The 25,303-nt window shown below is 62.6% G+C and carries 25 protein-coding genes and 4 pseudogenes; 17 read left to right on the forward strand and 12 right to left on the reverse strand.

Going from position 1 to position 25,303, the window contains the following annotated elements; translation table 11 throughout:
* Positions 1 to 126: 126 nt before the first annotated feature.
* From N7E02_RS30115 to N7E02_RS21340, 3 genes and pseudogenes are all read left to right on the forward strand, one after another.
* A pseudogene (locus N7E02_RS30115) lies at positions 127 to 501 on the forward strand (HAD-IC family P-type ATPase); the annotation flags it as partial.
* Complete coding sequence (gene cueR, locus N7E02_RS21335) at positions 498 to 911, forward strand: Cu(I)-responsive transcriptional regulator (protein ID WP_286579612.1); 414 nt, start codon at positions 498 to 500, stop codon at positions 909 to 911. The pseudogene N7E02_RS30115 and the gene cueR, both read left to right, overlap by 4 nt.
* 31 nt (positions 912 to 942) lie before the next feature.
* Entirely contained in the window at positions 943 to 1,137 is a 195-nt protein-coding gene (locus tag N7E02_RS21340) for a heavy-metal-associated domain-containing protein (protein WP_286579614.1), read from the forward strand.
* A gap of 251 nt (positions 1,138 to 1,388) precedes the next feature.
* Here the strand turns inward: N7E02_RS21340 and N7E02_RS29845 are convergent, their stop codons facing one another.
* A complete protein-coding gene (locus tag N7E02_RS29845; RefSeq protein WP_353622921.1) occupies positions 1,389 to 1,844 on the reverse strand; it encodes a DUF4272 domain-containing protein in 456 nt (151 codons plus the stop codon).
* A pseudogene (locus N7E02_RS29850) lies at positions 1,736 to 2,500 on the reverse strand (DUF4272 domain-containing protein); the annotation flags it as partial. The gene N7E02_RS29845 and the pseudogene N7E02_RS29850, both read right to left, overlap by 109 nt.
* A 239-nt stretch (positions 2,501 to 2,739) precedes the next feature.
* On the opposite strand from N7E02_RS29850, the gene N7E02_RS29855 reads away from it, so the two are divergent.
* On the forward strand, positions 2,740 to 3,465 hold the full coding sequence (locus N7E02_RS29855) for an ester cyclase (RefSeq protein ID WP_353622836.1): 726 nt from the start codon (positions 2,740 to 2,742) through the stop codon (positions 3,463 to 3,465).
* Positions 3,466 to 3,508: 43 nt separating this feature from the next.
* Here N7E02_RS29855 and N7E02_RS21360 read toward each other — a convergent pair whose 3' ends face one another.
* A complete protein-coding gene (locus tag N7E02_RS21360) occupies positions 3,509 to 3,955 on the reverse strand; it encodes a hypothetical protein (RefSeq protein WP_286579615.1) in 447 nt (148 codons plus the stop codon).
* A 186-nt stretch (positions 3,956 to 4,141) separates the two neighbouring features.
* On the opposite strand from N7E02_RS21360, the gene N7E02_RS21365 reads away from it, so the two are divergent.
* Entirely contained in the window at positions 4,142 to 4,588 is a 447-nt protein-coding gene (locus tag N7E02_RS21365) for a GNAT family N-acetyltransferase (RefSeq protein WP_286579616.1), read from the forward strand.
* 3 nt (positions 4,589 to 4,591) lie between these two features.
* Here the strand turns inward: N7E02_RS21365 and N7E02_RS21370 are convergent, their stop codons facing one another.
* Positions 4,592 to 5,419 carry an oxidoreductase gene (locus tag N7E02_RS21370; RefSeq protein WP_286579618.1) on the reverse strand — a complete coding sequence of 276 codons (828 nt, stop codon included), beginning with the start codon at positions 5,417 to 5,419 and terminating at the stop codon, positions 4,592 to 4,594.
* 82 nt (positions 5,420 to 5,501) lie between these two features.
* Between N7E02_RS21370 and N7E02_RS21375 the strand changes: the two genes are divergently transcribed.
* Together N7E02_RS21375 and N7E02_RS21380 are read left to right on the forward strand one after the other, a co-directional pair.
* A complete protein-coding gene (locus tag N7E02_RS21375) occupies positions 5,502 to 6,440 on the forward strand; it encodes an AraC family transcriptional regulator (protein ID WP_374730738.1) in 939 nt (312 codons plus the stop codon).
* Positions 6,441 to 6,546: 106 nt separating this feature from the next.
* Positions 6,547 to 7,020: a VOC family protein gene (locus N7E02_RS21380; RefSeq protein ID WP_286583972.1), complete on the forward strand. Its 474-nt coding sequence runs from the start codon at positions 6,547 to 6,549 to the stop codon at positions 7,018 to 7,020.
* Between the two features lie 70 nt (positions 7,021 to 7,090).
* Here N7E02_RS21380 and N7E02_RS21385 read toward each other — a convergent pair whose 3' ends face one another.
* Complete coding sequence (locus N7E02_RS21385) at positions 7,091 to 7,807, reverse strand: hypothetical protein (RefSeq protein WP_286579619.1); 717 nt, start codon at positions 7,805 to 7,807, stop codon at positions 7,091 to 7,093.
* 250 nt (positions 7,808 to 8,057) lie between these two features.
* Positions 8,058 to 8,687 carry an outer membrane protein gene (locus tag N7E02_RS21390; RefSeq protein WP_286579620.1) on the reverse strand — a complete coding sequence of 210 codons (630 nt, stop codon included), beginning with the start codon at positions 8,685 to 8,687 and terminating at the stop codon, positions 8,058 to 8,060.
* Between the two features lie 263 nt (positions 8,688 to 8,950).
* Between N7E02_RS21390 and N7E02_RS21395 the strand changes: the two genes are divergently transcribed.
* The 4 genes from N7E02_RS21395 (at position 8,951) to N7E02_RS21410 (ending at position 11,878) form a co-directional block, all read left to right on the forward strand.
* Positions 8,951 to 9,367: an MFS transporter gene (locus N7E02_RS21395; protein ID WP_286579621.1), complete on the forward strand. Its 417-nt coding sequence runs from the start codon at positions 8,951 to 8,953 to the stop codon at positions 9,365 to 9,367.
* A 17-nt stretch (positions 9,368 to 9,384) separates the two neighbouring features.
* The gene (locus N7E02_RS21400) at positions 9,385 to 10,335 is read left to right on the forward strand and encodes an MFS transporter (protein WP_286579622.1); all 951 of its coding nucleotides are present in this window, start codon (positions 9,385 to 9,387) and stop codon (positions 10,333 to 10,335) included.
* Positions 10,336 to 10,693: 358 nt separating this feature from the next.
* Positions 10,694 to 11,464, forward strand: a complete 771-nt coding sequence (locus tag N7E02_RS21405; protein ID WP_286579623.1) for a hypothetical protein — start codon at positions 10,694 to 10,696, stop codon at positions 11,462 to 11,464.
* Positions 11,465 to 11,683: 219 nt separating this feature from the next.
* Positions 11,684 to 11,878 carry a hypothetical protein gene (locus tag N7E02_RS21410; protein WP_286579624.1) on the forward strand — a complete coding sequence of 65 codons (195 nt, stop codon included), beginning with the start codon at positions 11,684 to 11,686 and terminating at the stop codon, positions 11,876 to 11,878.
* On the opposite strand, the gene N7E02_RS21415 is transcribed toward N7E02_RS21410, so the two are convergent.
* Positions 11,875 to 13,272 (reverse strand): aminotransferase-like domain-containing protein, encoded by a 1,398-nt coding sequence (locus N7E02_RS21415; RefSeq protein WP_286579625.1) that lies wholly within the window; start codon positions 13,270 to 13,272, stop codon positions 11,875 to 11,877. The genes N7E02_RS21410 and N7E02_RS21415 overlap by 4 nt on opposite strands.
* 295 nt (positions 13,273 to 13,567) lie before the next feature.
* On the opposite strand from N7E02_RS21415, the gene N7E02_RS21420 reads away from it, so the two are divergent.
* The gene (locus tag N7E02_RS21420) at positions 13,568 to 14,458 is read left to right on the forward strand and encodes a DMT family transporter (RefSeq protein ID WP_286579626.1); all 891 of its coding nucleotides are present in this window, start codon (positions 13,568 to 13,570) and stop codon (positions 14,456 to 14,458) included.
* A gap of 106 nt (positions 14,459 to 14,564) precedes the next feature.
* On the opposite strand, the gene N7E02_RS21425 is transcribed toward N7E02_RS21420, so the two are convergent.
* From N7E02_RS21425 to N7E02_RS21435, 3 genes are read right to left on the reverse strand one after another with little or no spacing between them, the layout of a single operon-like run.
* Positions 14,565 to 15,572: a TRAP transporter substrate-binding protein gene (locus N7E02_RS21425; protein ID WP_286579627.1), complete on the reverse strand. Its 1,008-nt coding sequence runs from the start codon at positions 15,570 to 15,572 to the stop codon at positions 14,565 to 14,567.
* Between the two features lie 36 nt (positions 15,573 to 15,608).
* Complete coding sequence (locus N7E02_RS21430) at positions 15,609 to 16,877, reverse strand: TRAP transporter large permease (protein ID WP_286579628.1); 1,269 nt, start codon at positions 16,875 to 16,877, stop codon at positions 15,609 to 15,611.
* Position 16,878: 1 nt separating this feature from the next.
* Entirely contained in the window at positions 16,879 to 17,547 is a 669-nt protein-coding gene (locus tag N7E02_RS21435; RefSeq protein ID WP_286579629.1) for a TRAP transporter small permease, read from the reverse strand.
* Between the two features lie 91 nt (positions 17,548 to 17,638).
* Here N7E02_RS21435 and N7E02_RS21440 point away from each other — a divergent pair, with 91 nt between their 5' ends.
* From N7E02_RS21440 to N7E02_RS21455, 4 genes are all read left to right on the forward strand, one after another.
* Positions 17,639 to 18,298, forward strand: coding sequence for a GntR family transcriptional regulator (locus tag N7E02_RS21440; RefSeq protein ID WP_286579630.1), 660 nt, complete (start codon positions 17,639 to 17,641; stop codon positions 18,296 to 18,298).
* Positions 18,299 to 18,519: 221 nt separating this feature from the next.
* Positions 18,520 to 19,179, forward strand: coding sequence for a DUF924 family protein (locus N7E02_RS21445; protein WP_286579631.1), 660 nt, complete (start codon positions 18,520 to 18,522; stop codon positions 19,177 to 19,179).
* Between the two features lie 146 nt (positions 19,180 to 19,325).
* Complete coding sequence (locus tag N7E02_RS21450; protein ID WP_286579632.1) at positions 19,326 to 20,819, forward strand: DUF1254 domain-containing protein; 1,494 nt, start codon at positions 19,326 to 19,328, stop codon at positions 20,817 to 20,819.
* Positions 20,820 to 21,042: 223 nt separating this feature from the next.
* Positions 21,043 to 22,404: a DUF1254 domain-containing protein gene (locus tag N7E02_RS21455; RefSeq protein ID WP_374730739.1), complete on the forward strand. Its 1,362-nt coding sequence runs from the start codon at positions 21,043 to 21,045 to the stop codon at positions 22,402 to 22,404.
* A 28-nt stretch (positions 22,405 to 22,432) separates the two neighbouring features.
* On the opposite strand, the pseudogene N7E02_RS21460 reads toward N7E02_RS21455, so the two are convergent.
* A pseudogene (locus N7E02_RS21460) lies at positions 22,433 to 23,370 on the reverse strand (AEC family transporter).
* Positions 23,371 to 23,498: 128 nt separating this feature from the next.
* On the opposite strand from N7E02_RS21460, the pseudogene N7E02_RS21465 reads away from it, so the two are divergent.
* A pseudogene (locus N7E02_RS21465) lies at positions 23,499 to 24,289 on the forward strand (LysR family transcriptional regulator); the annotation flags it as partial.
* 123 nt (positions 24,290 to 24,412) lie between these two features.
* On the opposite strand, the gene N7E02_RS21470 reads toward N7E02_RS21465, so the two are convergent.
* Complete coding sequence (locus N7E02_RS21470) at positions 24,413 to 25,036, reverse strand: histidine phosphatase family protein (protein WP_286579635.1); 624 nt, start codon at positions 25,034 to 25,036, stop codon at positions 24,413 to 24,415.
* Between the last annotated feature and the right edge of the window lie 267 nt (positions 25,037 to 25,303).

The raw sequence follows: 25,303 nt of genomic DNA on the forward strand, positions 1-25,303 counted from the left end.
CGAGGAGCAGCCTTCTCTAGCGTCGAGCAGGCTACCTCATCCTCGGGTCTGGAGCGTGGCACGTTCCCTCGCCCCGTTTACGGGGAGAGGGTTAGGGTGAGGGGCAACGCCTCAAACACTGCCTCCCGCAAACTAGCCTTCGTCGGCGACGGCATCAACGATGCCCCGGCACTCGCCGAGGCCGATATCGGCATTGCCATCGGCACCGGCACGGATGTGGCGATCGAAAGCGCCGATGTCGTGCTGGTCGGCGGCGAGCTTTCGGGCGTCGTCTCGGCCATCGCCATCAGCCGCGCGACGATGAAGAACATCCGCCAGAACCTGTTCTGGGCCTTCGGCTACAACGTGGCGCTGATCCCGGTTGCGGCCGGCGCGCTCTATCCGCTCTTCGGCATCACGCTTTCGCCGATGATCGGCGCCGGTGCCATGGCGGTGTCCAGCGTCTTCGTGCTCGGCAATGCGCTGCGATTGAAAACATTCAACGTGGAGGAAACCCGATGAACATAGGCGAAGCATCCGGCGCCTCGGGCGTTTCGGCCAAGATGATCCGCTACTATGAGCAGATCGGTCTCATCGCGCCGAAGGGGCGCACGGAAAGCAATTACCGGGTCTATGGCGAGGACGAGGTGCATGTCCTGCGCTTCATCAAGCGCGCCCGCTCGCTCGGCTTTTCGCTGGAGGAGACCGAGACGCTGCTAAAACTCTGGCAGGACAAGAGCCGGACAAGCGCCGCCGTCAAGGACATCGCCACCGGCCATATCGCTGATCTCGAACGCCGCATCACGGAGATGCAGTCCATGGTGAAGACGCTCAAACACCTCGCCCATTGCTGCGGCGGCGACAACCGCCCCGATTGCCCGATCCTGGACGATCTGGCGGGTGCCGGCCCCAAGGCGCCCGCGCATAACTGAACACCCGTAACCAAAACATCAGGAGACCACCATGACCGCCACCTTCACCGTCGCCGACATGACCTGCGGCCACTGCGAAAAGACCGTCCGCGCTGCACTCGCCGAAGCTTTGCCGGGTGCCACTGTTACCGTCGATCTGGCGTCCCACAAGGTCACGGTGGAGGGCGACAAGGCCACTGCCGAAGAGGCGATCCGCGAGGCGGGGTATTCTCCGGAAGCGGCGTAGGTTTATCGTGGCCTAGCTACACGGTCGATCTAGCTGATTGTGGTTTGGAAATGGAGCGAGGCGAGTGACGCCTGCTAATCTCCCTCCTTGTGGGGGAGATGCCCGGCAGGGCAGAGGGGGTGTATCGCCATACTCCTCGCCAGTTGAGCTCGCCGCGCCACCCCCTCTGTCACTTTCGTGACATCTCCCCCACAAGGGGGAGATCGGGAACCAGCGGCGCCCTCTGCATCCCAGCCTAACCAACTTCCACCTCAGCTCGGCGTATCCACCTCGTCCCATGGCGTCCCGAACGGGTTGTGGAAACTCGTCAGCCAGTTCAGCGCCATATGCCGTTCCGCCACCACGTCGCCGTCGATCGTCTCGACCGACATGCCCTTGCCGCGCGCCTGGCGGATGATCCAGTGCTCGCGCCAGGTGCGGTCCAGCGCATCCAAAATTTCCTCCACCGGCCGCAGCTGCAGCCCGGCCGCCGCACCGGCATCGCCCGCCAGATGCGCGACCGCGTCCCACAGCGCGTTGACATCCGCCTGCGCCTCGCTGTCGGCAATCGTCGCTCCTCGATGCCGAGGGCCCAGAACAGCGTATTGGCCGCCTCGTAGCGCCAGGTCATGGCCGATGCATCGGCGACCTCGGCGCCGTCGCCCGGTGCGGCGGAGATGAAGGCCGCCTCCTGCGGCGTCAGCGCGGCAAAGCCGATCGGATTCGATGCATTCTGGCCGGCGGCGATCGGCTCGCGGCCGCCATGGCGGCTTTCGGCCCGGGCGGCGACGTAAAACAGGCCGAGCGCCCGCTCCAGCACTTCGGCGGGGGTCTTCATGACCACTTCGGCGGCACTGACGGCGGGCGGCATGCTGGCCGGCGGCTTGGGTTCGACGGCAGAAAGTAGCGCCAGCGTCCGCGCCTTCCGCTCCTCCGCATCCGGCTGGTAGGGCAGGGCGGCGGCGGGATCGCTCTGCCCGTCAGAGCCGATCAGCACGGCAAAATCCGGTGCCCGGACCGAACCGTCCGGCAGAAAGAACACGGCATTCGCCGCCCGCCCCCAGGCCTCGACATCGGCCAGATCATCGGACATGACCTCGAAGCTCAGGTGGTTGCGCACGCGCTGCAGGTGCCGCCACAGGTGATAGCGCGTCGCCGTCATCTGCCCGTCGCCAAGGCTCATCACATAGCCGATGAAGCCGTGCACATGCGGCGCCAGCGCCGGATCGGAAAGATCGCGCTGGCCATGCAGTTCATAGGGAAAGTCGAGAGGCGGGGTGTCGCGCACCGTGCAATAGGCATTGACGAGAATGGAGTGGGATTGCGGCGTTTCAGGCTCCTGCTCTTTGCCGCCAAGGCCCAACATGCGCTTGAAAAAATTCATTCCCGTGTGTCTCCCTAAGTATTCTCATGATTTGAAAGCTATGCCGAAGTAAAAAGGTCGTCCGTTATTGCCCGGGCGGTATCTCGACCGGCGGCGACAAAAATCAACCGGTCGGCCGGCAAGAAAATGAAACACTGCTCATATTCAACTGCCAGTGGTGACGACGCAAAGCCGGCACATTCCCGTGGCAAGCATCTGCGCCCGATCCGCCAAACCATACGCATAGAGGAGACACCGCCATGAACGACAGCTGCCCCGTCCCGTCCCCGGTCGAACGTCAATATCTGGAGATCCAGAGCCGCGCCGAGCGGAAGCTGTTGGAGACCCTCGACAAGGCGCTCGACGAGGCCGCCGGTAAAGCGGCGGAAGAGCTGGAAAAGACAGAATGGCGCGATCCCCCGCCGCATCGGCAGTATTTCGCCGCCGTCGCGCACCATAACCTCTTCCTGACCCTCACCGGCGCCGACCGAGAGACGATGAAGGGCGGCGATCCGACGCTTGCCGCCGCGATCCTCGATAACGGCCGCAAGATTTCCGAACACTATTTCGAGGGCCGCCCGGTCGCCGAGGTGGAACAGACACCCGAAACCCTGCGCAATCTTTATGCCGGCTATATCGACTGCCTGAACGGCAAGGATCTCGACGCCTTAAGCGATTTCGTCGGCGAGGATGTTCATTATAATGGCAAGCGCATCGGCCTTTCCGGCTACCGCGCCATGCTGGAAAACGACCACCGCGAGATCCCCGATCTCCATTTCGACGTCCGCTCGGTCGTCGCCGACAGAACCACCGTTGCAAGCCGTATCCAGTTCGACGTGACCCCGCGCGGCGAATTCTTCGGCCTGCCCATCAATGGCCGCCGGGTTTCGTTTTCTGAAAATGTCTTCTACGAATTCGAGGAGGGCAGGATCGCCCGCGTCTGGTCGGTGATCGACAAGGAGGCGGTGCGGGCGCAACTCGGTTAGCGACGCCTATCGCCTTGCTCATCGTCCAGAACGCCCGACCCGATCAGCGTTCGATAAGCCCTTCGGCAAGAAGTTTATCGAGAATGGGCGTAGACTGCGGCACGCGTATATAGCCAAGCTGTTCGTGGCTTACGGTTTCAAGCACCACCGTGTCCCGGGAGCGCATGAAGAAGTCTTGAGGCAGCGCGGGGTCTCTTCCCGTATCGAACAGCCCTCCGGCAAATCCGCATAGAGCGTCTATTACCTGCCGCGTCGAGTGGTATTCGAGTATCCTTGCAGACCCGGATAAGAGGTCCGTGCCGGGCCAGATGCCACCCGAGGCGTCGCTTGTCTTCTCGTCAGCCAGATGGAGCAACAGCTGCTCCACTTGCGGATAGAGGATATCTCCTTGAATGACGAAGCCGATCGTCTCGGCCTCCGCGCTGAGGTCCTCGACCAGCATCTGAAGTTTCGAGCCACGGATATTGGTCCTGACATCGAACACGATCATCGGCATCTCCCAAGCACTCCGGAGTTCAAGGCGTTACTATCGCCTGTTTCCGCACTTCGCGCGAGGTTGCCTCATACATCCGCGGCTACGCTCGTTTCTGGAAAATGGCGCATATCTTCGCTAGGTTGAACCATCGATATCTGGCCTCTCGGACAGCGGGCGGATATCTTTATGTGCGAGGGGACAATGATCAGAAAAGCAGTCGCCATCGACGAGGCCACAATCCGCGCCTGCGCAGAGCGGGCCTATACGCGCTATGTCGCCGCGATCGGCCGCAAGCCCGCGCCGATGGTTGCCGATTTCGCTACCCAGATCGCCGAAGGCGATGTGCATGTCGCGGTGAGCGATGCTGGAGACTTCCAGGGCTTCATCGTCTTCTTCCCGGAACACGGTGCCATGTTCCTCGAAAACGTTGCTGTCGAGCCGAGTGCTGCCGGCAAGGGCATCGGCAAGTCTCTGATCGCCTTCTGCGAGGCGGAAGCACGGCGGCTCAAGCTTGCCGCCGTCACTCTTTATACCAACGAGAAGATGGTCGAAAACCTGTCGATCTACCCGAAGCTCGGCTATGTAGAGACCGACCGCCGCACCGAGGATGGCTTCAACCGCGTCTTCTTCGAAAAGCGGCTCGGCTGATCCTTACCCGTCGGTCGACACGGTAACCGGCGTCCACGCCTCGATCTCCTCCCGCATCCGCTCGATCCGGTCGGTAACGAGCTTCAGCGCATCGCTGCCGAGCAGCAGCTGCGGCGGCGGGTTGTCGCTTTCGATCAATGTCAGCACCGCCTCGGCAAGCTTGGCCGGATCACCCAATTGGTTGCCGCTCTTCGCCTGCCGGGTCGCGCGGATCGGATCGAACAGCGCGTCGTAATCCTCGATCGAGCGCTCCGTGCGCACCATGGAACGCCCCGCCCAGTCGGTGCGGAAGGAACCGGGGCAGAGCGCCGTCACATGCACGCCGAAGGGCGCCATCTCTGCCCGCATCACTTCCGAAATGCCCTGCAGCGCGAACTTGCTGCCGTGGTAATAGGCGATGCCCGGCATGGTGATGATCCCGCCCATCGACGTGACATTGACGATGAAGCCGCGCCGGCGGGCACGAAACCGCGGCAGGAACGCCTTGGCCACAGCCACCGCGCCGAACACGTTGACGTCGAACTGCCGCCGCATCTCGTCCAGCGGGGATTCCTCCAGCACGCCCTCATGCCCGAAACCGGCATTGTTGATCAGCACATCCACCGGCCCGTGCTCCGCCTCCGCCTGCTCGACCACGGTCTCGATCCGGTCAAACTCGGTAACGTCGCAGAGAACGGCATGGACCGCCGGAAGGCGTTCCACAAGGCTTGCCCGCGAGGCCTCCGACCGCACGGTGCCGATCACTGTATGGCCGGCAGCAATGGCGGCAGAGGCGATGGCGAAACCGAAGCCGGAATTGGCACCGGTGATGAAAAAGGTTTTAGCTGACATCATGGCTCTCCGTTCTTGTCTGAATGATGCCTTTGTCAGATAATATACAGAGCCATTCGCAACGATCGTAAAACCTATGAACATTTTGCCAAATCCTATGAGTGTGAAGCGAGCGCCCGGCATGCGGCACATGCTGGTTGATCTCGCGGCATCTCTCGCGCCCCGTCCGGGCTACAACCCGACCGGGCTTGCCGCCGTGCGCATTTTGAGAAGCGAGGAAGTGCTCAATGACGTGCCGGTCCTCTACCGTCCGGGCACCGTCTTCGTGCTTCAGGGTAGCAAGCAGGGCATGCTCGAAGGCGAGGTCTATCTCTATGACGAGGATCATTATCTGGCGGTCTCGGTGCCGGTTCCCTTCCGCATGGAATCCGTCGCCAGCGCCGACCGTCCGCTCTTGGCCGTCTATGTCGAATTCGACCTGCCGCTCGCCGCCGAGATCGCCACGGAAGTCGAGACACGCCGCGGAACGTCAGCGGATGCGCGGGCGAAAAGCCTCGTCTCCAGCCGCATGGAGCCCGAAATCGAGGATGTCGTGCTGCGGTTGCTGAAGGCGCTCGCCGATCCGGTCGAAACGGCCGTGATCGGCACCGCCATCCTGCGCGAACTGCACTACCGGGTCCTCGTCGGACCGCAAGGCGCGGCGATGATCTCGGCCCTGCAGAAGAAGGGCACGTCGGGCCGCATCATCCAGAGCCTTGCGCGCCTGCGGGAAACCTATTGTTCCGACGTCTCGGTGCCGGCACTGGCAAGCGAGGCGGGCATGAGCGTCCCGTCCTTCCACACCCATTTCAAGGCGCTCACCGGCAGCAGCCCGATGCAATATGTGAAAGCCATGCGCCTGCACGAGGCACGCCTGATGATGGCCCGCGGCGACCGCACCATCGCCGAGGTGGCGCTCTCCGTCGGCTATGTCAGCCCCGCCCAGTTCAGCCGCGACTTCAAACGCCATTTTAGACGCACGGCCTCGGAAGAGGTAAAGTGGGTCCGCCAGCATCTGGGTGAGTTGGTGGAGGAGGGGTGAGAAGAAAAATCTCCTCTCCATGTCGGATCGCCTCTCGCCCGTGCGTCTTCCAGCCATAGGTTCGCAACGAGCGATCTCGCAACGGTAGAAGGAGCAGGCAATGGCAATCGCGAAAAACACGATCTGCGTCTGGTACGACAAGGACGCCGAGGCGGCGGCGCGGTTTTATGCTGAGACGTTTCCAGACAGCGCCGTTGGCGCCGTCATCCGCGCGCCGGGCGATTATCCGGACGGTGTCGAGGGCGACGTTCTGGTGGTGGAATTCACCGTCGCGGGCGTCGCCTGCGTCGGGCTGAATGGCGGCCCGCACTTCAAGCACAACGAAGCCTTCTCCTTCCAGATTTCCACCGAAACCCAGGAGGAGACCGACCGCTACTGGAACGCCATCGTCGGCAATGGCGGGCAGGAAAGCGAATGCGGCTGGTGCAAGGACAAATGGGGCGTCTCCTGGCAGATCACCCCGCGCATTCTCATGGAAGCGCTGGTGATCGGCGGCCCGGAAGCCAAGCGCGCCTTCGACGCGATGATGACGATGAAGAAGATCGACGTCGCCACGATCGAGGCCGCCCGGCGCGGTTGAGGTTGAGCTATCAATAAAGCCGCCCGCGAAGACCTCGGGGCGGCTTTCGATGTTCCCCAATGGCATCGGCTCAGAACCGCACGGTCGAAACCACCTGTGCAGGCGCGATACCCGGTGCCGCCCGACGGATCGCCCGCATCGTCCGCACGCCCTGTTGCGTGACCGAAAGCGTAGTGCTGCCGGGAACGGCAAGCTCGATCTGGGCGAGATGCTGGTCGCTGACCTTCTCGGCCGCGCAAGCGCCTTGGCTGTCCCAGAGGTTTTTCGCGATGCCGCTGCCGACCGCCCAGGTGATCGTGCCGCCCGCAACATCGTCCTTGTCGACCTGGTTTGCCGCGACCAGCCCCCGGATGGCCTCGCCCAGAATGACCGCCGAATCCTCGAATGTCACATCCTTGAGCCGGTCATATTCGGCATTACTCTGGCCATCGACGATGCAGTGGCGGGCGGTGAACAGCCAGTCGTGGATCATATAGGCAGGCGCATAGCCCCACGGGTTGAACCCCTTGAACACCTGCGCGACCCGCGGGATCGAGCCGCCATCGGTATACATCACGCCGGGCCGGATCACCTTGCCGGCGCCGTTGCCAGGCCGGGTGAAGGTCAAAGGAGCGGCGGGATCCGGCACGAAGACGAATTGCCCGTCGCCGCTCCCCGTGGTTCCGGGCCCGACCCACATGACGATCAGGCTGCCGGTAAAGCCGCCCGGCTTCAGGCTGTCATAATCGATGCTGACGCAGGCTGAGAGAAGGAGCGCGGAGGCGCAGGCCAAAACCCGCCGCGTCATTGGAGATCTTCGACACCTGCCCGACGTCGCGTCACCCGTCCACCCACATTCCATCGTTGCGGCATGCATGATCGGCCCCTATTCATCCCGGTGCAAATCTTGCTCAACGAAAACGCGAGGTCAATACGCTGATCGGCACGCAAAAGGAGTGTCGGATCGGGGTAGAGCAGGCGAGAAGCAGCCATGGAAAAAGCCGCCCGCGAAAAATCTCGCGGACGGCTTTCCTCGTGCCTGAAACAGGCGCTGTTCCTTAGAACTTCACACCCACGCCAACCTGGATGACGTGCTGGTCGAGGTCGAAATCGGCACCGCTGAGGTTGCCGTCGCCATAGTCGTTGTAGCGATATTCGAGGCGGCCGAAGACGTTGTCGGTGAAGGCGTGGTCGACGCCGGCGCCGATCGTCCAGCCATGCAGCGTGTCGTCGTCATCGGCGCCCGGCGCGTTGAGGTCGACATTGGTGGCGGTGTAACCACCGGCTGCGAAGATCAGGGTGCGGTCGAAGGCGTAACCGACACGGCCACGAACCGAACCGGAGAAGCCGTTTTCGACGGAAACGCCGCCGCCATAATTGGCATCGCCCCAGTCGTAGTTGGCGTCGCCTTCGATACCGGCGACGAAGCCGCTGGAGAACTGCCAGTTATAGCCGACGAAGGCGCCGAGCCTCCAGCCGTCAAAATTGTCGTCGCTGAAACCTTCCAGATCGCCATTGCCCCAGCCATAGCCTGTATGGGCACCGATATAGGCGCCATCCCAGGTGAAGGGCGGCGTGGTTTCCACGGCGACCGGCGCCGTCGGGATCTGCTCGACCGCATCCGCTGCGAATACTGCGGTCGACGCCGTCATGGCGACAGTGGTGGCGAGAATGAAAAGACCCTTCATGGGTGAACCTCCGTAGTGCGTGATGAAGGGTCATGTAGGAGCGATTGCTAAAAAGGCTGTAGTAAAAATATCACATGCATAAAAATCGATCATGGATGGCCGAAATTCCTATCATTCCGCTTGTTTTTGCGGCGACCCCGGTGCAGCCGCGAAACTTGAGTCTTGCGTCGTTTTGCCGTTAGGAGATCGACTGCAATTTCGATTGGACCTTTCGCCGCCCGGCTGCAATGGATGGGTGGATTACTGCGCAGCGGGGAGGGCACATGGATCAGCAGGCGGCGGGCGACAGACAGGCCCTCTGGACCGGGCGTCAGGGCCTCATGCTGGGGCTGATCTCCAGCGGCATCGGCCTGCATGCCTTCAACCAGTTTGCCATCGTCGCCGCCATGCCGCTGGCTGCGGCGGAGCTCGGCGGGCGCGACTGGTTCAGCTGGGTCTACAGTCTCTATTTCATCGGCTCGATTGCCGGCGGCACCACGGCCGCCTCGCTACGTGACCGGTTCGGCGTGCGCTTGAGCCTCGGCCTTGCCTCGCTGCTGTTTGCCGCCGGCGGGCTGGTCGCGCTTCTCGCACCTGCCTTCGGCTTCATCATCGCCGGCCGGCTGATGCAGGGTGTTGCCGACGGACTGATCGTGGCGATCTGCTACAGCCTCATCCCGGCCAATTTCCCTCGGCTCTGATCGCCCGTGTCTTTGCCGTGGAAGCGACCGTCTGGGCCGTCACCGCTCTGCTCGGGCCGCTGGTCGGCGGGCTGATTGCCGAGAGCATTTCCTGGCGTGCCTCGTTCCTCGCGGTTGTCCCGCTGATTGCGGCGCTTGCGCTTTTCACTGCGCTTGCGCGGCCGAAGGTCGGCGGCGACGGAGCCGCCGCCTTCCCGCCACTGACCATCACGCTCTGCGTCGCCGCAGCCTTCGTCCTGGCGCTCTCGTCGGCAAGCAGCGATGCAGGCTGGCAGGCCGCAACCCTCGTCGCCGGGCTGGCAATCTTCATCATCGGCATCCGTCTCGATGGCCGCATCGGCGTGTCCCTGTTTCCCGCCGGCACGTTTCGGCGCGGCTCGGTGCTCGGCCGCGGCTTCCTTATCCTGTTCCTGATGTCGGCCAGCCATTCCGCCGGCAGCACCTATCTGGCGCTTCTGGTGCGCGAGGTCTTCGGTCTCGGGCCGGCGGCGGTCGGCTATGTCGTCGTCACCATGGCGGTCACCTGGAGTGCCGTCGCCATGGTCGCAAGCCGCATCGGTTCGCTCGCCCGTCGCCATGTGGTCATGCGGGCGGGGCCGCTGTTCCAGGTCTCGGGCTTTCTGGCGATCGCGGCCGCGATCGGCCTGCAATGGCTGCCGCTGGTGATCGCCGGCCAGATGCTGATCGGCACCGGCTTCGGGCTCGCCTGGGCAAACGTCAACAAGGCCGCCATGGAGGCGGCGGATGCGGGCGAACGCGACCGCGCCAGCGCGCTGCTCCCCACCATGTCGACGGCAGGCTATGCGGTCGGTGCGGCCCTTTCCGGCACCATCGCCACCGCAACCGGGCTCTCGGCCAGCCTCGGCGCCGGCACGGCCGGCGACACCGCGACCTGGCTCTATGGCACGGCTGCCGTCGGCGCTCTGGTCAGCTTCATCCTCGGCTTCGGTGTGCGGCTGAAAGGGTGATCGCGCGCGCTCCCGCCTATCCGTGAGGCTCCTGGCACCTATCCCGATCGCGACATGGTTGCGTTTTTGGGGTGGACAAACCGGGCTTGCCGCTTAGTTTACGCCCCGTCGGAAACCTTCCGCCACCCATTCGTTTCGCCCGGCATATTTTTCGCCGCGGCCCTTCAGAAAGTTTAGTCGAGAATTTCATTTCATAGAGATAAGGCAGGTAGATCATGGGATTAGCCCCACAGACGCGCTCGCTGGGTGAAGCGGCGAGACGAGAACCCTCCAAGCCCCAATCTGACTTCTGGCCGGTCAAGATCGGCTCTTCCCCCATCCTGGACCCGCAGCGTCCGACCCTCCCGGCATCATCTTCATGACGACGCCCGAACTCCGTTCGATCGACGACGCCATGGATTGCTGCGGCCGCTATACGTTGCGCAACACCCAGCACCAGAGCATTGCCGGCCTGACACCGGACGGCAGTTCGATCTTTGCCGTACACAGCAATTTCGCCGGCAAGAACTTCGTTTCCGTGGGTGGTTTCGACCGCTTCGGCACGCCGATCGTCCCGACCGCGGACCAGCAGAAGATCCTGTTCAATTTCGTGCCAAAGGCCGAGAAGATCATCATCCTGGATGCCAAGAGCAAGACCGGCCCGCTCGGCGTGAAGCTCAACGGCACCAACCCGCGTGTCGCGGCCTATGCTTCCAACAAGGAAATGATCTTCGAATTCGGCTTCACCATTGCCGACGACAAGTGGTCCATCGATACGGACACCAGCGTCGAACTCGACTGGAAGGGCAATCTGAAGAAAGAGGTCTATGGCGTGAAGGGGCGTTACGATGCCTTCTCGGCCGGTGGCCGCATGGAACGCGCCGGCGGCGCGACGACACAGATATTCGAAGCGGCCTATAATGACGGCCGTTACGATGTCGGGGCCAAGCGGTCGCAGAGCGGCGCCAACAGCAACCTGGAAGTCAATGCCGGCATGAAGGTCGGCAGGAACGCCAGGCTCGGCGTCTACTGGAAGCCGAATGTCCGTCCGCCGACCCAGGCGCCGCTGCCCAAGACCTTCTCGAAGGATGAAGTGGTTCCGTTCGAGGACTACAGCAATTTCGGGATTACCTTCAAAATCGAAATCTGATGACCGGCCCGAGGGCGGCGCATTCGTCGCTGCCCTCAAACACTTTGACCGGCGGCCATTTTTTATGGTGGTGAAAAGGAGGATACGGCTATCACTCTTCTCGTCCTGTACATCCTTCTCGCCCTTGCGCTGGTTGCCGGTGGGTCGCTCGGCGCGCGCCTGGCCCACGTCGCCGCCTGGAAGGGCGGCGTCATAGCGCTTTCCGCAGCGGTGCTGCAGGTGGTGGTTTCAGCGCTGCTCGATATCCATTCGGTCATCCTGCAGTGCCTCGTTTTTCTGTTGTTTGTCGGCCTCATCGGCGGTCGCTTCGGGCTGAAGCTGTCGGCCCGGCAGATGGGCCCGGTCGTGATCGGCAGCTTTCTCGCGTCGGCCATTGTCGCACTCGCCTACATGTACGCTCTGACCGAGCTTTAGCGAAGCGCCTCCTTCAATGCCTCGAATATCCGCGGGTCCAGCGTCTGCGAAACGTTGAAGCGCATATGGCAATGCGCCGTCTGCGACAGGCTGAATGCATTGCCGGGCGCCAGCACGATATTGCGTTTGAGGCAGGCCCGCGCCAGTTCGGCCGCATCCTTTCCGTCGGGCAGCCGGCACCATAGAAACATGCCGGATTGCGGTTTCAGCACCGGCTCGATCCCGAGCGTTGCGAGCTTCCCAGTCACTTCCGCCATGGCTTTGGCAAGCCGCGCCCGCAGGCCTTCCATATGCTTGCGATAGCCGCCGTCGGAGAGTACGGCATGCACCAGTTCCTCCGTCAGATGCCCGCCGGCAAAGCTCGTGGCGATCTTCAGGTCCGTCAGTCCCTCGATCCAGTCCGGCCGCGCGGCGATGAAGCCGCAGCGCGCGGCGGCCGACAGCGTCTTCGAAAAGCTGCCGATATGGATGACCCGCTCCAGCCCGTCGAAGGCCGCAAGGCGAGGGGCGGCACCACTTGCCGCCGGGCTTTCGAAATCGGCAAAGATGTCGTCCTCGACGATCGTCAGGTCGAATTCTTCCGCGATCTTCAGCACCCGATGGGCGGTGACGGGCGACAGCACGGCGCCGGTCGGATTGTGGATCGCCGAATTGGTGATGTAGAGCCGCGGACGGTGTTCGGAAACCGTCGCCGCGAAGGCCGCAAGATCCGGCCCGTTTGACGTATAGGGCACGCCGACGATCTTTGCCCGATGCGCCCGCAAAAGGGCGTGGAAATTGAAATAGCAGGGATCGTCGACCAGAACAATATCGCCGGGCTCGATCAGAAAGCGGCAGAGAAGATCGATCGCCTGGGTGCCGGATTCCGTCAGCATGATCTGCTCGGGTGACGCCTCCATGCCGCGCTCCGCCATCCGCCGCGAGATCAGGCGGCGCAGCGCGGCAAGTCCGAGTGGCGTTCCGTAATCGGCAAGCGCGGAAGCGTCCGCGCGGGACAGCATCCGCAGCGCCTTGCGCATCGCCTCCTCGGGCAGCCACGAGGGCGGCAGCCAGCCACAGCCGGGCTTGAAACTGTCTCCGCCGCTTTCCAGCGATTGCCGCGAGATCCAGAACGGATCGACCGCTCGATCGAGCTTCGGCCCGGCTTCTGCTGGAGAAAATGGCGCCGCCTGATTGGCCACATAAAAGCCCGAGCCCGGCCGCGACACGATCGCGCCCTCCGCCACCAGCCGCTCATAGGCATCGACCACCGTGGAGGTGGAAACGGCAAGCGTGGAGGCCAGCGACCGCACCGAAGGCAGTTTTGCTCCGGGCGTCAACGCCCGCCCGGCAATCCGCTGCCGAATGGTGCCCATCACCATCTCCGCCTTGGTGGCGTTAGAGCCGAGATCCATCAGTTGCTCCATCCGTATTGGCGTATGAGCCATAACAGTTTGAGGAAATTGTACCAGACTGTTTCTGGCGAGGCCATGGGGGAGGGAGGATAAGGGGCGTGCGTCGGTCTCCCGATAATCTCCCCCTTGTGGGGGAGATGTCACGAAAGTGACAGAGGGGGTGGCGCTGCAAACTCAACTGATGAGGAGTGTGTGGAAACACCCCCTCTGCCCTGCCGGGCATCTCCCCCACAAGGGGGAGATCAGCCAGACGCACCACCGGCCCACCTCGCCGACCAAAACACTGGAGCATACCATGGACCGCGGACTGTCAGGCTGGATTAACGGCTTTATCGGCGTCCTGATCTTTTCCGGCTCGCTGCCGGCGACGCGCATGGCGGTGATCGGCTTCGATCCACTGTTCCTGACGGTCGCGCGCGGCACGATCGCCGGCCTGCTGGCGCTCTGCCTTCTGATGCTCTTCCGCGAAAAGCGCCCCTCGGGGCGGGATATCGCGGCCCTTGCCGTCATCGCGCTCGGCGTCGTCGTCGGCTTTCCGCTGCTGACCGCCATCGCCCTGCAGCACATCACGTCCGCCCAGTCGATCGTCTATATCGGCCTCCTGCCGCTCTCGACCGCAATCTTCGGCGTGCTGCGCGGCGGCGAGCGACCGAAGCCCGCCTTCTGGCTCTTCGCCGTCATCGGCGCAGCCCTCGTTACCGGCTACGCGCTGGTGCGCGGCGGCGGCTCGGACGGCACGGAAGCAACCGTGCTCGGCCTGTCCCTCGGCGGCTGGCTGATGCTCGGCGCCATCGTCGCCTGCGGCTATGGCTATGCGGAGGGTGCGGCCCTGTCGAAACGCCTCGGCGGCTGGCAGGTCATCTGCTGGGCTCTGGTCATCGCGCTCCCGGTCATGCTGGTGGCGACCTTCGCCTTCATGCCGGCAAGCTTTGAAGGCGTCAGCGCCCCGGCCTATGCGGGCCTCGCCTATGTCTCGCTCTTCTCCATGCTGATCGGCTTCATCTTCTGGTATCGCGGCCTCTCCCAGGGCGGCACCGCCTCCGTCGGTCAGCTGCAGCTGCTGCAGCCCTTCTTCGGCCTGGCGCTCGCAGCCGTCCTGCTCGGCGAAACCGTGACACCCGCCATGTTCGCCGTCACCCTCGGCGTCATCGCCTGCGTCGCGGCGGCTAGGCGGTTTGCAAGGTAGTATTGCCTCCTTGCGAGTCTTGACCGCCAGAATAAAAGAAACGGCGCGTCCCCAGTGTAGGGACGCACCGCTGCATCGCCCTTTGAAAGGGCCCCAAGATACACCTTTACAGCGTTGCACCCAGCTTGCGCAGGTCGGCGAGGACCGGGGCCTTGGGCAGCCAGATCTTGTCGTATTCGGAAATCACCTTGCCGGCGTCGGCAACCTGGACTTCCTTGACCGAGATCACCTTGCCGAACTCGTCGAGCAGCTTGGCCTCGTTCGCAACGGTGGCGTCGATCTGCGCGTCGAGCGCTTCCTTGGTGAGCTTGGTGATCAGCTCGCGGTCGGCGGAAGAGACGTCCTTCCACACGCGGCCGGAAGCGAGCGCCACGCAGGGCATGAAGATCGCGTTCATCTTCAGCATTGTCTTCGACACCTTGTCGAAACGCTGGTTCCACGAGAGGTCGAGATCGGCTTCCAGTCCGTCCACCTGGCCGTTCGACATCGCGTCGAACACCTGCGGCGTCGGGATCGGCGTCGGCGCCGCGCCCAGCAGCTGGTAAAAGTCGCGATAGGCCGGCGTCGTGTTGATGCGCAGCTTCATGCCGTTGAGATCGTCGAGGCCTGCAATCTCCTTGGCGGTGAAGACGACGCGCATCGTGGTAATGCCCCAGGCGAGCCCCAGCGTGCCGGTTTCCTTCGGCAGCACGTCGAGCATCTTCATCGCCAGCGGATCGCGCACGAGCTTGGCCACCTTGGCGGTGGAATCGACCAGGTAGGGCGCGTTGATCGCCGCGATCGAGGGAATGCGCGAACCGAGCTCGGCGGTCATGATCCAGCCGAAATCGAGCGAACCGGCCTGCATCTGCTGCAGCATCACGGCTTCCGTGCCGAGCTGGTTGGCCGGGAAGACGGCGAGATCGAGACGGCCCTTGGTTTCGGCCTTCAGCATCTCGCCCACCTTCAGCGCCGCATTGTTCCATGGGTGGCCGGGCGGGGTGGTGATGCCGAGGCGGAAGGTCTTTGCCTCCTGCGCGCGCAGCACGGTCGGCATGGAAAGCGTCGTCGCGGCAGCGGCACCCGCTGCGGCAAGCGTCGTGGTGCGAAGGAATGATCTGCGGGAAATGGTCATTGTCTGTTCCTCTGGAGTTTATCGTTGTGATGGCAGTTACTTGACGAAGAAGGTGGAGATTGCCGGGAAGATCGAAAGCAGCACCAGCAATCCGCATGCGGCAAAGAAGAAGGGCAGGGTGACGATGAACATCTTGCCGGGCTTTGCCCCCGTCACCGCCGAGGCGACGAAGAAGCAGAGGCCGACTGGCGGCGACAGGAAGCCGAGCACGAGATTGATGACGACGACCACGCCGAAATGAACCGGATCGATGCCGTAGACCTCGGTCGCGATCGGCAGGAGGATCGGCACCGTCATGATCAGTCCCGGCGCGCCGTCGATCACCGTGCCGATGATCAGCAGGATCACGTTGACCAGCAGCATGAAGGTGATCGGGTCGGATGCGATCGTCTGCACCCATTCCGCCACCTTCTGCGGCACCATGCCGTAGACCAGAACCCAGGAAAACACCGCAGCCGCCGCCACCAGCAGCAGCACGACCGCAGAATAGATGCCGGCGCGCAAGAACATCTTCGGCAGTTGCGAGAAGGAAAGCTCGCCGATCCAGAACCGTCCGACCAGAACGGCGGCGACGACGCCGACGGCGGCCGCTTCCGTCGGGTTGGCGATGCCGGCAAGGATCGAGCCGACGATGATGATCGGGATCGACAGCGTCGGCAGCGCGCCGAGAATGATTTTGCCCCGTTCGGTAAGCGTGCGCCGCTCGCCGCGCGGATAATCGTAGACGAACCAGCCCATGCCGGCGATGACGAGGCAGAAGATGATGGTCAGAAGCACGCCCGGCACCATGCCCGCCGCCAGCATGTCGCCCACCGGTACCTGCGCCAGAACCGAATAGACGACGAACATGATCGAGGGCGGAATGATCGGCCCCAGCATGCCGGCGTAAGCCGTCAGGCCTGCGGCAAATGTCTTGTCATAGCCCTTCTTCTCCATCTCGGGCACCATCATCTGCGCCATGATCGCCACCTGCGCGGTGGCAGAGCCGAGAATGGAGGAAACGAACATGTTGGCGATCAGGTTCACATAGGCAAGCCCGCCCTTCATCGCGCCGACCATGGCCATGGTCATGTCGATGATGCGCCGCGTGATGCCGCCGCCATTCATGACCTCGCCGATCAGCACGAAGAGCGGGATGGAGATCAGTCCGTAATTGTCCACTCCGCCGAACAGCTGCACCGGGAAGCTCTGGAAGAGAAGCACATTGCCGGTCGACCAGATGTAGATTGCGGCGGCGATACACAGGCAAAGTCCGATCGGCACCCCGACCAGCATGACGATCAGAAAGGCTGCGGTCGTCACCATCTCAGTTCACTCCTTCGGCGGAATTGAAGTCGCGACGGACCTTCTTGTCAGCAAATCCCAGCTCCTCCACGAGATTGGCGGCGGTGTGCAGCGACATGGTCAGCGCGAAGATCGGCACGATGAGGCTCACCATCCATGTCGGCCAGTTCAGCGTCTGGGTGCGCTCGGTATAGAGGAAGTTGAAGCTCTCGCCGGCATAGTCGCGGGCATCGAAACCGGCCGCGGCAATGCCCAACGGGTCCATCCAGTTCCAGCACATGACGAGCAGCGAGACGGAAAACAGGAAGGCGATGAAGGTCGCCAGCGCCTGCAGCCGCTCGGCATTCGCCGGCGACAGCTTTTCGCTCAGCAATGTCACGGCGAAATCGAGCCGCAGCCGCGTCAGCGCCGAACCGCCCACAAAGGTCAGCCACACCATCGCATAGACCGCCGCCTCGTCCACCCAATAGAGCGGCGTGCCCGCGTAACGCGTGACAACGTTGAGCAGGATCAGTCCCAGCACCAGCGCCATGAAGACCGCGACCACCAGTTTCTCGACGCACAGCACGCCTTCCGACAGCGCGATCAGCCAGCGCACGGGGCCGACGGGCGTGCCCGCCGGTCCCCTTGAGGCGGGAGAGGAGGAGAGGGCACCTTGCGGCGGCCCCGGTTTCGATGCGGCACTCGGCATGATTGCTGTTCCCTTTTATTGGGTATAATGTAGATTTTATACATTTTGAGAGTCAACTGGCTTTTCCGTGGTTTTCGTGTAGCGGGGTGGCATGGCCGTAAAATTGAAACACAAGACGCTTTCGGGCGCGCTCATCACCGAAATCCGCCAGGCGATCCTGTCCGGTCAGTATGCTGCCGGTACCCAGCTCCGGCAGGATGCCCTGGCGGAAGCCTATGGCGTCAGCCGCATTCCCGTCCGCGAAGTCCTCTTTCAGCTGGAAGCCGAGGGACTGGTAAAAATCTCGCCGCAGAAGGGCGCGATCGTGTCGGAGCTGTCGCGCGCCGAAATCGACGACGTCTTCGATCTGCGCATCATGCTGGAACCGCGTCTGCTCTTGGCCTCGGCTCCGATCCTCGACGATGCCGACCTGGCGCAACTCGACGAGCGACAGGCGGTATACATCAAGGCGATCGCGGCCGGAGAACGGGATGACTACGGCCGCCTGAATGCCGATCTGCATATGGCGATGTACCATCGCGCCGACATGCCGAGGTCGCGCCAGATCGTCGCCTCGCTGTTGCAGACCAGCGATCGCTATACCCGCCTGCAACTCTCCAACGAGGCGGCGATGGAAAAGGCGATGTTCGAGCATGCGGAGTTGATCGGCCTGATCCGTGCCCGCCGTTTCGACAAGGCGGCGGAGCTGCTGGCGAGCCATATCGTCGCCGTGCGCGAGGATCTGATCAAGGTGGTCGAAGGCAGGAAATAAGGACGGCCTGCGTGATCTCGCGGCAGCAACGTGACGTCAATCGGTCGCCCGACCCCGTTCTAAAGATAACGGCAGTCGCGTCCTTGCGGCGCTTCTGGCAGATGCGGGCGTAGATGTCCAACTGAAAACGATAATGGAAGATCGGGCACGCGCTACCCCGGCTTTCACCCATTGACAGTAAGGTCCTCCGGGCGGACCATCCGTCTCAGGTGGACCCGACCATGACCAACCCTGCCGAAAAGCCGGAATGGCAAGAGGTGCTCGACTTCTGGTTTCCCGAAAGGCGGAACCCGGATTTCGATGCGGCGGCGCATCGCGATTACTGGATCTGGCGCATGCGCGGCGGCGCCGACGAGGCGATCATTGCCCGCTTTTCCGACGAGACCGAGAAAGCCGCCCGCGGCGAGCTCGATCACTGGTCGCGGGACCCTCAAGGCCGTCTCGCCCTCATCATCGCGCTCGACCAGTTTCCACGCTCGCTCTGGCGCGATACGCCGCGTGCCTTCGCCCAGGACGGCAAAGCGCTGGCGTTCTCCACGGAAGGCTTTTCCAACGGTCATTACGATGCGCTCGAAAACCCCTGGGAGAAGACGATCTACATCATCCCGCTCGCCCATTGCGAAGGGCCGGATCATCTTGCCCGGGTCGAGCATGCGATCCGGCTGGCGCGCGATATCGAGGCTGCAGCGCCGGCCTTCCTCAAGGATGCCTACGCATTTGCCGCCCAGCAGCCGGTCGAGGTGCACAAGGTGATCGCCGCCTTCGGCCGCCACCCGCACCGCAATGCCGTGCTTGGCCGGGTCTCGACACCGGAGGAGGAAGATTATGTCGCCGCCGGGCGTTTCCCGCATCTGCGCGAGATCCCGGAGACGCGTGAATAAGGCGTTTCATACGCATTGACCGCGCCACCCCGTCGTTCGTCCATCTGCCGTTTACACCACGATTTACCGTTGCGTACTTCCATTCGCCTCCCGTTCGATCTGTCCTGTCCGGACCTTCCGCACCTCGCGTCAGACAGGAGCAGATCATGTCGACATCGCCTTTGCGCCCAGCCGTCCTAACCCTTGCAGCATTTCTGGCGGCAACCGCGCCGCCCGCCATCGCCCAAAATAATGAAGCCGAAATCCCGCCCTTGATGGAACAGATCAACAAGGGCAACTGGCTGCCGCAATCGGAGGCCGAAGCCCTGCGCGACGCCTTCTACTACCAGAATGCCATCCAGGCTTACATGCTGACGATCCCAATCCTCAACACGATTGGCATGAAGGATGGCTCAGAGGCTACCTTCGGCGCCGGCTATAACGTGCTGCCCATCTGGAAGGAGCGGATGGACAGCCGCACCTGGGTGCCGACGCCCAATGCCGATGTCATCTATTCGATGAGCTATCTCGATCTGAAGGCCGACGGGCCGCTGGTTGTCGCGGCACCGCCCAATGTCATCGGCATGTTCACCGACTTCTACCAGCGCACCATCACCGATGTCGGCGCGATCGGTCCCGACCGGGCACGCGGCGGGCTCTATCTGCTGCTGCCGCCCGATTATGACGGCGAGATCCCCAAGGGCTATTTCGCCTTCCGCTCGCCGACCTACAATGTCTTCCTCTTTTTCCGCACGATCATGGGCAAGGGCGAGAACGGGCCCGACCCGGCGCCCGCCGTGGCGAACGCGGAGCGCACCCGCGTCTATCCGCTCTGGGCATCGGAAAAGGACGTGAAGCCGATGGAGTTTCCGAACGCCAGCGGCAAGCACATCAACATGATGTATCCGACGGGTGCTACCTACTGGACCAAGCTCAAGGCCTTTGTCGATTATGAGCCGGTCGCCTCGATCGACCCCGTCACGCGCGGCGTGCTGGCCTCGATCGGCATCGTCAGGGGCCAGCCCTTTGAGCCGACGGACAAGCAGAACGCGGCACTTCAGCGGGCCGTCGAGACCGCGCCGAAGATGATCCTCGCCGGCCGCCAGCTCGGGCGCCCGGACAAACGGGACCTCTATTTCAAGGATCGGCAATTTGTGAACACCTGGGCAGGTGCGACCGCCGACTGGATGCAGGACAGCTATCTCGATGTGATCCAGCGAGCCTCCTATTTCCAGATCGCCTATTCCTCGGCACCTGCCATGGTCATGCGTACGCTCGATGCGGGTTCCAAATACCCATTCGCCATCCGCGATGCCGATGGCGATTTCCTCGACGGCTCGAATTCCTACCGCCTGCACCTGCCGCCCCATCCGCCGGCCGCGCTCTTCTGGGCGGTGACGGCCTACAACATCACCGATGGCACGATGACCTCGGCAAAACAGCTCATGCCGTCGATCAACGGCTTCAACAAGGTGAAGACCAATGGCGACGGCTCGGTCGACCTGTTCTTCGGCCCGAGCAAGCCGGCCGATGCGCCGGAAAGCAACTGGATCCAGACCGTCGAGGGCCGCAACTTCCTGGCCGCCCTGCGCCTCTACGGCACCGGCACGGAATTCTTCGACCAGACCTGGAAGCCGGATGATCTCGTCAAGCTGAAGTGACGGTGACGACAATCACAAAAACGGGGAGAGGATTATCAACATGACGTCCCATAACCAGAGAGAAATTTCCCGCCGCGATGCCATGAAAGGCAGTCTAGGAGCCACGGCATTCGCGGCGTTCGCCGCTCGGCCGGTGCTGCCGCTGGCGATCTCGACCATTCCGCTGGTCGCCGCATCCGGTGAGACAATCGCGCAAACGGCCCCCGCCCAAGGCGAGATCACCATGCCGGCCACCGGCATCATGATGCATCCCGGCTATGCCCGGACGATCGCGCAGATGGCCTATGTCTGGGGCTGGCCGATCGTCAACATGCTGAACCGCAAGGCGAAAATAACCCAGGCTCCTTATCCGGGCCTGCTCGGGGGCATCCTGCCGGCTGCGCCGCGCGGCCATGTCGGCATGCTGCACGATTATATCGAACCATCCGAAACCTTCGTCACCTGCCCCAATCAGGACGTCGTGTATGGTCTCGGCTTCTTCTCATTGGACGAAGAGCCGGTAGTGGCGCAGGTGCCGGATTTTGGTGATCGCTTCTGGGTCTACGCGCTCTATGACGCGCGCACGGACCAGTTCGGTCATATCGGCAAACCCTATGGCACGAGGCCCGGTCACTATCTGCTCGTCGGCCCGCGATGGAACGGCCTGAAGCCGAACGGCATAACCGAAATCATCCGCTGCCCGACATCGCTTGCCAATGCCATCCCCCGCATCTTCCAGGACGACACGGCTGAGGACAGGAAGGCGATCCAGTCCGTCATCAATCAGGTCGTGTTTTATCCTCTCAAGGATTTCACCGGTGAGATGAAGGCGATCGAATGGGCGAAGGTGAAGGATATCCCTGTTCCGCAGTCCTCCGACCCTGATGGTGGTGGTGGAGAGACCAAATGGGTCGTGCCGGAAAAATTCTTCGACCAGTTCGCCGATGCCGTAGCCGCCGCCGATCCCCTGCCGGGAGAGGAGGCGATGTATGGCCAGTTCCGGCTGCTGCTCGATGCGGCGCAGAATGATCCCGAATTGAAGGCATTGCTGGTGGAGACGGCCGTGGAAACGGAGAAGACCGTCATCGCGCCGTTCTTCGAATGGCGGCACAACGGCCGGCAGGCCGGCAATGGCTGGAACCGCTCGACCAACAACGCCCAGTTCGGCCTCGACTATTTCAACCGCACGGGCACATCGAAGTCGAACATGTTCGACAATCGGCCGAATGAGACCCAGTATTTCTATACGGATTTCGACGGGAACGGGAAGCAACTGACGGGAAGCGGCAGCTACGAGATCACCTTCGCGGCGGGTGAGGAACCGCCGGTCAACGGCTTCTGGTCGCTGACGCTTTACAACGACAAGCATCTCTTCCACGCCAATGACCTGAAACGCTATTCGCTCGGAACCAAGAACAAGAACCTGAAGCGCAATTCCGACGGATCGTTGACGCTTTATGCTGGTGTGAAATCTCCCGGCGGCGACAGGGAAGGCAACTGGCTTCCCGCTCCGGACGGTCGCTTCTCGCTCTATATCCGCGCCTATTGGGGCAAGGACGCCATATTGAACGGCTCATGGCAGCCGCCATTGATCAAGGCCGGCTAGTCTCGCAGCGGCATGATCGTCGGTTTGATCAGCCGTTCAGTGCCAGATAGATCGAGATCGTCGCGATGGAGAGCACGGTCGAGACCAGCACGACGCGGCCGGTGAGGCTGGCTTCCCGGTTATAGAACTCAGCCAGCATAAAGGGGCCGGTGCCGGTGGGGAGGGCGGCCAGCAGCACCGCCGTATGGGTGGCGACCGGCGGCAATCCCAGGATAGGCCCGGCAATCACCCAGGTCGCGGCCGGGTGGGCGATCAGTTTCAACCCCACCAGAATGCCCGCCGTCGACAGCCGCTCCCCCGCCTTGTCCGACTGCGTGCCGGCGAGAAACAGGCCGAGGGCGATGAGCGCGCAAGGGAAGCGGCGCCGCCCAGCAGTTTCAGGAAAGTATGCACCGGCGCCGGCAGGTGCCAGCCGGACACGAGCACGACCGCACCGAGTACCGGCGCCACCAGCAGCGGGTTCTTGGCGAGAGAAATCGCCGTCTTGGTGACAATGTCGCGGCGGCGCGTTTCCGATTGCAGCCCGCCTTCGATCAGGATGATGGCGATGGCAAAGAGCACGCAGACGGTGAGGATCGTCGCGATCAGCGTCGCACCCATGCCGCTCTCGCCGATCAGCGCCAGAACCAGCGGAAAGCCGACGAAGCCGGTATTGGCATAGCTGGCATTCAGCCCGTCGATCGCCGCATCCGCCAGATGCCGGCCCTTCGCCATCCGCCAGATGAGCGTGAAGACGAAGATGACGGCGCAGCCGAGCGCGAAGGCAAGCGTAAAGCGCGGCTGCCAGATATCCTCCACTTTCGCATTGGCCATGATGTCGAAGAGCAGCGCCGGCAGCGCCAGATAGACGACCAGCCGGTTGACCTCGCGCGTCGCATTCGGCCCGAGCGCGCCGGTCTTGCGGGCAATCCAGCCGGCAAGGATGAGGGCGAAGATCGGCAGCACGATGAGAAGATTGGTCAGCATGTGTTTGGCTCGGAGGTCTGGGCTCGAAAGTATCGGTCTTAATTTGCCTAAGCCAGTCGATCGATATAATCCAATGCGATCTGAGGCTTTGATCGGTGCTTCGAGGGTATTGAATGGACACGCGGCACATGCAGTATTTTCTGGCGCTGGCCGAGACCCTGCATTTCGGACGGGCGGCGGCGCGCATGAACATGAGCCAGCCGCCCTTCAGCCGGCAGATCGCCGCGATCGAGAAGACGCTCGGCGTCAAGCTGTTCGAGCGCAATTCCCGCAATGTCGCGCTGACCCCGGCCGGCAAGCATTTTCTGGAGGACTGCCGCCGCGTCATCGCCGGTTTCGACGCCGCCTGCCGCGACGTGCGGCTTGTGGCGAGCGGCATGAAGGGCGAGCTGCGGCTCGCCTTCATGATGCATGCCGCCCATGGCGTCGTGCCCTCGCTGGTGCGCCGCTACAACCAGTCACGGCCCGATATCAGGCTGATCCTCGAAGAACGCATCCCGACGGATATCGACGAGCAGCTGATCGAGGGCAGGCTCGACGCCGCCGTCACCTTCGGCCTCGTCCACGCGCCGCATCTGCGCACCACGCTGCTTGCCCGCGACCGCCTGCAACTGATCGCGCCTGCCGGCCACAGGCTGGCGCAGCGCACTGAGGTCGGGCCTCGCGATCTGCAGGGGAACGCCTGATCGCCGCACCCGCCTCGGTCGCCCCGACGCTCCGCTCTGCAATCGGCGTCTATTGCGCCACCGGCGGCACAGTACCCGACTTCGCCTTCGAACCGCGCCTGCAGCACACGATCATCCGCCTCGTCGCCGAAGGCCTCGGCGTCGGCCTCATCCCGCAATCGCTCTGCACGGATCTCGGCAACGGCGTGATCTCGCGCCCGCTGGAAAACGCCCCCGAATTCGACGTCGTCCTCTGCGCGCCTGTCGCGGCAAGGAACCCGGCGGTCTCGCATCTCTTCGAGATTGCAGAGGAGGGATATGAGGACAGGGAAGCGCATTCCGCGCTATCGCCGATGACCGCCTTCGGCCCGAAGCGGTCATCGATCCAAGTGAGAGGTATCTGCGAAACTGATCATCGCCCTGTTGCGGAAAAAGTCGTCCTGCCGAAGGTGGGTGATGCTTCCGCTTGGCGCGGCATAGGAAACAAAGCCACAGGCATCGATGGGTACCTTCATCCAAGCTGAGATCACCAAACTCTGGGTGAAACCGTGGGTGACGATGATCTGCGCCTCACAGTCCCGTTCCAGCAACGCTTCCATAAAGGGATAAACTCGATCCGCCACGTCTCGACGCGACTCCGCTTCCTCGATATTACCTCGATGATCAAGTCTGTCGGTATCGGGCGCGGGTGTGTACCTCGCATCAAGCCACTCCTGTGGCTTACCTTCCGCTACGCCGTAACTTATTTCCCTTAACGACCGTGTTTGTGCCACTGGTCGCTCAAAGCGCTGCCCGATAGGGTCTGCTGTTTGGGAGGCTCGTTTCAGGTCGGACGAGAAAATCTCGATCTCGCTGTGGCCAATCAGGGTGAAAAGCCTTTCAGCAATCGAACTGGCATCCGCTTGCCCGCGTTCGGTGAGTTCCGTGTCGTACCAGCCTCCGACCCTCTTTTCGATATGGTGGACGGACTGGGCATGCGTGACCAGAAACAAATCTCTCATGGCAATCTCGTAAGGGGCGGAGGTACCTTAACCTCACTGAACACTGCAAACCACCAATGCGCAATGTCTCCTAATGGCGCTTATGCGTCATGACGGCCGTCGGCCCAAACCGGCCTTCGTTGTGCGAGGCTTTCACAGTTAGCGGAACGCCAGGAAAATGCTGAGTCCGACAAGGCAAAAGACAACAACACATCCGAACCACATCAGCCAGTCCTTGCGGTTTCGGCGCTCGACGGACCGCCATATCACGTCAATTATAACGTCGAT

The sequence above is a fragment of the Terrirhizobium terrae genome (assembly GCF_030323265.1).
In the GTDB taxonomy this organism is placed as follows: Bacteria; Pseudomonadota; Alphaproteobacteria; order Rhizobiales; family Rhizobiaceae; genus Neorhizobium.